General features: G+C 69.6%; 7 protein-coding genes. All 7 read right to left on the bottom strand.

The genetic code is table 11. From position 1 onward, the window contains the following. Window positions 1–121 precede the first annotated feature (121 nt). The 7 genes from QSK20_RS14050 to eccB all read right to left on the bottom strand — a co-directional run bounded on the left by QSK20_RS14050 (window position 122) and on the right by eccB (window position 6804). Window positions 122–463, bottom strand: a complete 342-nt coding sequence (locus tag QSK20_RS14050) for a hypothetical protein (RefSeq protein WP_285789052.1) — start codon at window positions 461–463, stop codon at window positions 122–124. Further along, window positions 460–882 (bottom strand): YbaB/EbfC family nucleoid-associated protein, encoded by a 423-nt coding sequence (locus tag QSK20_RS14045; RefSeq protein ID WP_285789051.1) that lies wholly within the window; start codon window positions 880–882, stop codon window positions 460–462. The genes QSK20_RS14050 and QSK20_RS14045 overlap by 4 nt, the downstream gene beginning before the upstream one ends. Before the next feature lie 67 nt (window positions 883–949). Next, on the bottom strand, window positions 950–4099 hold the full coding sequence (locus QSK20_RS14040; RefSeq protein ID WP_285789050.1) for a hypothetical protein: 3150 nt from the start codon (window positions 4097–4099) through the stop codon (window positions 950–952). Between the two features lie 2 nt (window positions 4100–4101). Beyond that, a complete protein-coding gene (locus tag QSK20_RS14035) occupies window positions 4102–4473 on the bottom strand; it encodes a hypothetical protein (protein WP_285789049.1) in 372 nt (123 codons plus the stop codon). A 205-nt stretch (window positions 4474–4678) separates the two neighbouring features. Beyond that, the gene (locus tag QSK20_RS14030; protein WP_091644242.1) at window positions 4679–4966 is read right to left on the bottom strand and encodes a WXG100 family type VII secretion target; all 288 of its coding nucleotides are present in this window, start codon (window positions 4964–4966) and stop codon (window positions 4679–4681) included. A gap of 68 nt (window positions 4967–5034) precedes the next feature. Then, window positions 5035–5352, bottom strand: a complete 318-nt coding sequence (locus QSK20_RS14025) for a hypothetical protein (protein WP_094977945.1) — start codon at window positions 5350–5352, stop codon at window positions 5035–5037. A gap of 120 nt (window positions 5353–5472) precedes the next feature. Continuing rightward, window positions 5473–6804, bottom strand: coding sequence for a type VII secretion protein EccB (gene eccB, locus QSK20_RS14020; protein WP_285789048.1), 1332 nt, complete (start codon window positions 6802–6804; stop codon window positions 5473–5475).

Here is a 6804-nt window from a genome sequence, read left to right as displayed (position 1 = left end):
GGAAGGAACGGCGACCTCACCCATCGCGCAACGCCTCCGTTCCCTGCCCCTGGTCGCTCAGTGCGAATCACTCAGCGGCGCAGACCACCGCCCCGGCCCTCGGCCATCTCGTCTCCGCGGATCAACCCCGCGCGCCACCGCTCATGTCCGGGACCATTTCGTTGATGGTGGCCTCGGTGTTCTCCCCGACACGGAAAACGTTGTGCAGCTTCTCGCCCTGGAATCCGGCCCCCTGAGCCAGCTTGGCGTACGCCATGAGCACGATGCCCGCGAGCACTTGCTGCACGGCCGCGACGGCCTGCAGGCTCAGTTCGTCGTCCGCGGGGACGCCGGCCGCCCACCGGCACTCGGCGATCTGGCGCACCGGGTCCACCGTGCTGATCAGGTGGTCCTTGAACTGGAGCACCGCCGGCACATTCTGGAGCAGAATATCCCCGTGGTGCTCGATCCGTTGCCCGCTCATGACGCCGCCGGCCCGGTCCGCCGGTCGGCACCGCCGGAAACCATGCTGGCGATGCCCTCGACAAGTTCCTCGATGCTCCCGGCCGACTGCGCGGCGTCGTCGAGGCCGGTGAGGTGACGCGTCAGCTCGGCGGTGCCAGCCATCGTCTTGCGCTGGGCCTTCTCGCGGGCGGTACGGGCCGTCGTCACGATCAGGTCGGCCAGCTCGGCTGGCGCGAGTCGCCGGTAGGCGTCCCCGTTGAAAGTGATCCGGGTCAGCTCGCCGTGGCCACCCACGGTCACCGACAGCAGCTTCTTCTTGTCCTCCACGGTGGTCTGCGCCCGGGCCACGCGCCGGCGTACCCGGTCGGCCGCCTCGTCGACGTCCTTCAGGGCCGCACGCATCTCGGCCAACAGTTCCTCGTCGCCCAACATGCTCATCCCGACTACCTCCTCTTCTATCCCACGGCTGATCTGCGGCACCGGGTTCACGTCGGTGCAACCGTGTTCAACGGCCCCGGTACCGGCGACGTTCGTCCTGGCTGCCAGGGCGCTCGTCGACCGGCATGCCGAACTCGTCCTCCTCGACCCGGGCGTCACGACCGCGCCGGCCGATGACCGCAGGCGCACAGTCGGGGTCGGTACCCCAGACCTTCTCGTCCTCCTTCAGCCAGGTGCTGCGCTGGCGATCACGGTCCTGCCCTTGGTGGGGCGCGCCACCCATGCCCGGCATCATCGGGGGCATGAACGGCATCCCACCGCCCGGCATACCGCCCGCGCCGGGTTGCGGGAGACCAGGGCCGGCACCCGGACCTGGGGTCAGGTTGGCCCCGACCGGACCTCCGACAGGCACCCCCAGCTTGTCCGGGGTCAGCGCTCCGGGCGAGCCGGATACACCCGGCACCGCCGACAGGCCCCCGGTGCCGACCTGCACCCCGGGAACCTGCGGGATGCTGGCCGAACCGGGTCTCGTGACGTCGCCGAGTGCCGGAGGAGCGGTGATATTCCCGGTCATACCCGGCTTCGGCGACACGTCCTTGCCGTCGACCGTGGTCGGGAACGGATTCCGGTCCACCGGCGCCGTCGGCCCGGTGTCGGGCCACGGCAACCTGCCCGTGTTCACGCCCGGCACGGATCCACCCCCGCCGGTGTCGGGCCACGGCAACCTCCCCGTGTTCACGCCCGGCACGGATCCACCCCCGCCGGAACTCCCCGACGGGTCGGGCGGCAGCCCGAGTTTCGCCCGCTCGGCGGGCGACAGTGGAATCTCGTCCAGCAGTCCACCGCGTTGCAGCGCGTCAAGCTGATCCGGACTGAGCTGCCCAAGGTTCGTCGCACCCCCCGGCGACAGACCGTTCTTCCGCAGGTAGTCAGCCTGCTCAGCGGTCAGCGGCACATCGTCCAGCAGCCCGGCCCCGTCCAGTTGCCGCAACTGGGACGGCGTCAGGTCACCCAACGACTGCGGCCCGTTCAGGCCGAGCTTCGCCCGCTGGTCGCTGGTGAGGGGGGTCTCGTCCAGCAGTCCACCGCGTTGCAGCGCGTCAAGCTGATCCGGACTGAGCTGACCGAGCTTCGTCGCACCCCCCGGCGACAGACCGTTCTTCCGCAGGTAGTCAGCCTGCTCAGCGGTCAGCGGCACATCGTCCAGCAGCCCGGCCCCGTCCAGTTGCCGCAACTGGGACGGCGTCAGGTCACCCAACGACTGCGGCCCCGACGGCTTGCGGGAGATCCCGAAGTTGTTGGTCGGCAGGGAACTGCCCCCGCCACCGCCGGTGAACGGATTCTCCAGGCCACCGCCGGCAGACGGTACGACCGGTTCGGGGGTCGGAACGGGGGGAAGACCGTTCGCGCCACCGCCGCCAGACGGATCGCCCGCGCCACCGCCGCCAACCACAGCATCCAAGCTGCCGTTGGCGAACGGATTGCCCGCGCCACCACCCTCGGACGGCATGCCCGACCTGACCTTCAGGTCGGCGGGTAGGTCGCCGCCGGCGCCACCACCGAACGGATTCTCCAGGCCACCGCCAGCAAAGGAGCCACCCAAGCCGTTGGCGAACGGATTACCCGCACCACCACCGGCACCCGCATTGGGTATCAGGCTGGTGGGAAGGCCGCCGCCGGCACCACCACCGAACGGATCCCCCACGCCACCGGCAGCAAAGGAACCACCCAAGCCATTGGCGAACGGATTACCCGCACCACCACCGGCACCCGCATTGGGCACCAGGCTGGTGGGGAAGAAAGCACCGCCACCGGTGCCGTTGGCGAACGGATTACCCAGCCCGCCGCCGTTGGGGAACGGGTTGCCGAAGTTCGCTCCCACGTTCGCGAACGGGTTACCCACGTTGGCGAAGGGATTGCCCACGTTGGCGAAGGGATTGCCCATGTTCGCGAAGGGGTTACCCACATTGGCAAAGGGGTTGCCCATGTTCGCGAACGGGTCGCCCCAGTTGGCGAAGGGGTTCCCCATGTTCCCGAACGGGTTGTTGGGGAACCCGCCGTTGGGCATCCCCACGTCGTTGGGCATCGGGTTCGGTGGCACCGGCTTCGGGTCGGTGATGCTCATCGGGTTGCGCGCCTCGGCGAACACCGACACCAGGTTCTTCGCCGCGAGCACCGCCGGCTCGAAGGTCTTGAGGGCGTTGTCGGCCCACATCTGGCGCAGATGCTGGTCCAACTTGTTCCACTCGGGGATGCTGAAGGCGTCGAACGAGTGGTACTTCACCCACGCGGGCGGCGTCCACATGACGGTACCCGCGTCCGACCCACCGAACTTCGTGCCACGGTATTCCGTACCCTCCTGGTCCCCGGTGTCGGCGTACTGCTGACCCAGGTCCCAGGCGTTCGACTGGCCGTCGTGCAGGTCGCCGTACTGGAGGGTGCTCTCGTTGAACATGGTGGCGATGACCCGGTACGGGTGCTGCCAGGTGCCGGCCGGGTGGATCGAGGACCACTTCTCGAAGGTGTCGGCCACCGCCGTGATGAAGTCCCTCATGGCCTGCTCGACCTGGGCCAGCGAGGTGTCCCACTGCTTGAACTGGGGCAGGACGTCGGCGAGGTACTTGTTCGCCTCCTGCACCCGGTGCCGCCAGGCCGATTCGGCGGAGCCCTTGAAGTCCGGGCTCTTGACGTTCACCGACTTGACCTGGTCGGTCAGCTCGCTCGAGATCCCCAGCGCGTGGGTGGTCAGGTTGCCCAGGATCTCGCGGACCGACCCGATCGAGTCCGGGTCGAACGCCTTGTTCGGCCCGGCCACCTTGGGCAGGTCGCTGATCATCCGTTCCCACGCGTTGCCGAGCGAGACGACCGGGTTGCCGTCGGCGTTGGTCGAGTTCCCCGGGTCGGTGGAGTTGCCCTTCTGCCCCTGGGTGTCGTCCCGGCTGGTCACGCCCACCCACACCGTCACCCGGGTGATGTGCTTGGTCGCCCCGCTCTGCTTCCACCGGTAGAAGGTGACCGCGTCCTTGTTGTACTCCGGCATCCAACCGCCGGTGTGCTTGAGCGTGCTCGTCTGGGTGATCAGCCAGTAACCGGGCCCCTTGATGGTCCGCGGTCGGAAGCTGTCGTTGATGGAAGCCTTCTCCCCGCCCTCTCCACCGCCCAGCACCAGCCCCAGAATGCTCGCCAGGGCATCCTCGAACGTCGCGGTGTTCGCCATGACTAACCCCCGGTTTTGGGCATGAAGTACTCGAACTGCTCGGCGCTGAGCGTGCTCACCTGCTCGGTGGCGTCGGAGTCGGCCAGCAGGAACTTGATGCCGTGCTCCAGGTTGTTGAGCTCGCCCCGCGCGCCCTTGAACCGGTTGGCCATGCCGGCCCGGACGACGTCGATCGCCCCGGTCAGGTCCTCCGCCTCGGTGAAGCCCTTCCCGCCGAGGCGCAGCTTGAACTGCTTGGTGATGTCGACCGTGGAATCCGGCAGGGAGCCGTACGGGTAGACCTTGCCGTACATCAGATCGATCTCGTCGACCTGCTTGGTGTAGGTGCCGTGCAGCTTCCGCAGGTAGCTCTCGTTGATGACGATGTTCTTCATCGTGCGTTCCTCTCGGTATGGGGACGGGCCAGCGGGACTCGGCTGTCCGCACCCGGCCGGGGCCGAGGTCCGGGCGAGTCCGTGGACAGCGGTGGGTCAGACGCACCGGTCCACCCGGTGGTGCGGTGGACCAGTGCGTCTGACCCGGAAGCGGCTCGGCGGAACTGCCGTCCCGACCTCGTGCGAGATCAGGTTCGGCGGGGTGCTAACTGAAGATGGCCGCGCCCCGGTTGTCGCCGTGCTGGTAGTTCACGTTGATCTCCTGAAGGCGCTGCTGCCCCAGGGCCAGGGCCGCCCTCATCTCCTGCTGACCCTGGTTCCACAGCGCCTGGGCGGCCTTGTAGGCCTCCGGCGCCTGACCGTTGTTGGCCGCGGTGAACCGCGCCACCGAGGTCTGGAGGTTCGCCAGCGACTGGTCGAGTTCGCGGGTCTCCCTGGCCATCTCGTCGGCGACCGCCTGAACCGCAGCGGGGTTGATGCTGTAGTTGGCCATTCCCGGCCTCCTTGTCGTTCGTCGGTCCGGGCTCGTCGGCCCGGCTTTCACAGGTGAGGGCTCGCCGGTCAGCCGGCGGCCCAGCCGCCGGCCCGCATGGCGCTGTCGTCTTCGGTCGTGGTGGTCAGTTGCGCGTACTGCTGCATGTTCTGGTTGAGCATGTCCAGGCCCGCCTGGACCTTCTGGAAGCCGTTCAGCCACTGCTGGACGGCCTGGAGGAACCGCGGCGCAGCCGAGTCGCTCTGCCACTGGGCGGACAGGTTGCTGCTGGCGGCCGTGACGTTGGCCTGGCTGTTCTTGGCCTCGGCCTGCGCCTGGCCGAACGCCATGACCATGCCCTTGATGGTCGCCTCATCAGCGACGATCCCCTGCTGGTTGACTGGCATGACTCTCCTTGTCCTCTATCGGTCGTGTTGTTGCGATAGGTGGGAAATGTGCTCGCGCCTGCCGCAGGTCCGTCCGGAGGGGCGGGCCACGGCGGCGGGACGTTCGGGTGCCCCGCGGCCTCACCTCCCTTCCGGCCGGACCAGTGCCGGCCCGGCGGGCACCATCGCGACCAGCGCGGTGGGCATGACCATCGCCTGGTTGAGGGAGTAGCCCAGGGTGGTGACGTCGCCGCCCAGGATCGGGTAGGCGATCCCCCGCTCGTTGACCAGCAGCCCCTGCTGCCGCCACCGGTCGGTCCCCGCGGCCGCCGGGGGCATCAGCAGCGCTCCCCCGCCCGACGGCACCCGCACCGTCACGGTGGTCTTCCCGCCGCTGCCGCCGGCCGGCATGCCGGTCCCGCTGGCCAGGACGACGGTGGGCTTCTCGTCGGCCTGCCCCGCGTACTCCACGCAGACCACGGCGTCCTCGGGCATGGACGGTGGGGCCGGTGGAGTTGCCGGCAGCGTGGTCAGCGGGCGTACCGGGCTGCGTTGGCCGGCGGCGACCAGATCGGCCGCGCTGATGGTGGTCTCCCGGGCCGTGCCCGGCGTGGCCCGTTGCAGCCGGTACTCGGTCTCGGTGAGCGGGGCCAGCCCGTCGGCGGTCATCAGGTAGTGGCCGACCGTGCCGTTGCCCAGGTCGACGGCGAACATCTGGCCGATCGACGTCGGCCGACCGGCCACCCTCGGCCCGGCGCCGCCGGCCCGAGCCACCTTCGGCGGGCCGACCGTGCCGTGCAGCGGGATCGACTCCAGCCACGCGGTCGCCACCGGCACCGGAGCGAGCAGCCCCAGCCCCAGTACGTCGGCCATCCACGGCTGGGGCAGGAGCAGCCGCCGCCCGCCCCACAGCAGGTAGGTCTTACCGCCCGCGGTGACCGGCAGCGCCTGCCCGTCACCGAGCGGATCGGGGGCCGCCGGCACGTCGACGTCGAGCACCACCCGGCCGGTGTCCCGGCTACAGGCCCGCCACACACCCTGGTTGACCCGGTTGGCCGCCGGCAGCACCTGCGGCCCGGCCGGGACACCCACCGCCGGGCCCTGCGGCACCTTGGCGAGTTTGGCCGAGGACACGGTGACCGGGGTGAGTCGACCGCCGGCCAGCAGGGTGGCCGTCGCCACGTCGTTGACCAGGCGCAGCTGGCCGTCGACCAGCACGTACCGCGCGCCGGTCGCGGAGTCCACCACCAGCATCCGTGGCTGCTGCCAACTGGTCGAGCCCGATCCCGGCATCAGTGCCCAGATCGCGACCACGCCCAGCACCAGGATCCCGAGCACGAGACCGACGATCGTGCCGGTGCGGTCCCGGCGGGTCGGTGACTCGGCGGTCTCCGGCTCGGCCCGCACCAGCGCACCGGTCACCCGGGTCATCATGTACCGCTGGGCGTCCACCTGGTCACGACGCGACGACAT

The organism is Micromonospora sp. NBRC 101691, from assembly GCF_030269285.1.
In the GTDB taxonomy this organism is placed as follows: Bacteria; Actinomycetota; Actinomycetes; order Mycobacteriales; family Micromonosporaceae; genus Micromonospora; species Micromonospora echinospora.
Note: the sequence above shows the minus strand (reverse complement) of the source record. Positions and strands in the feature narration are given on the sequence as shown.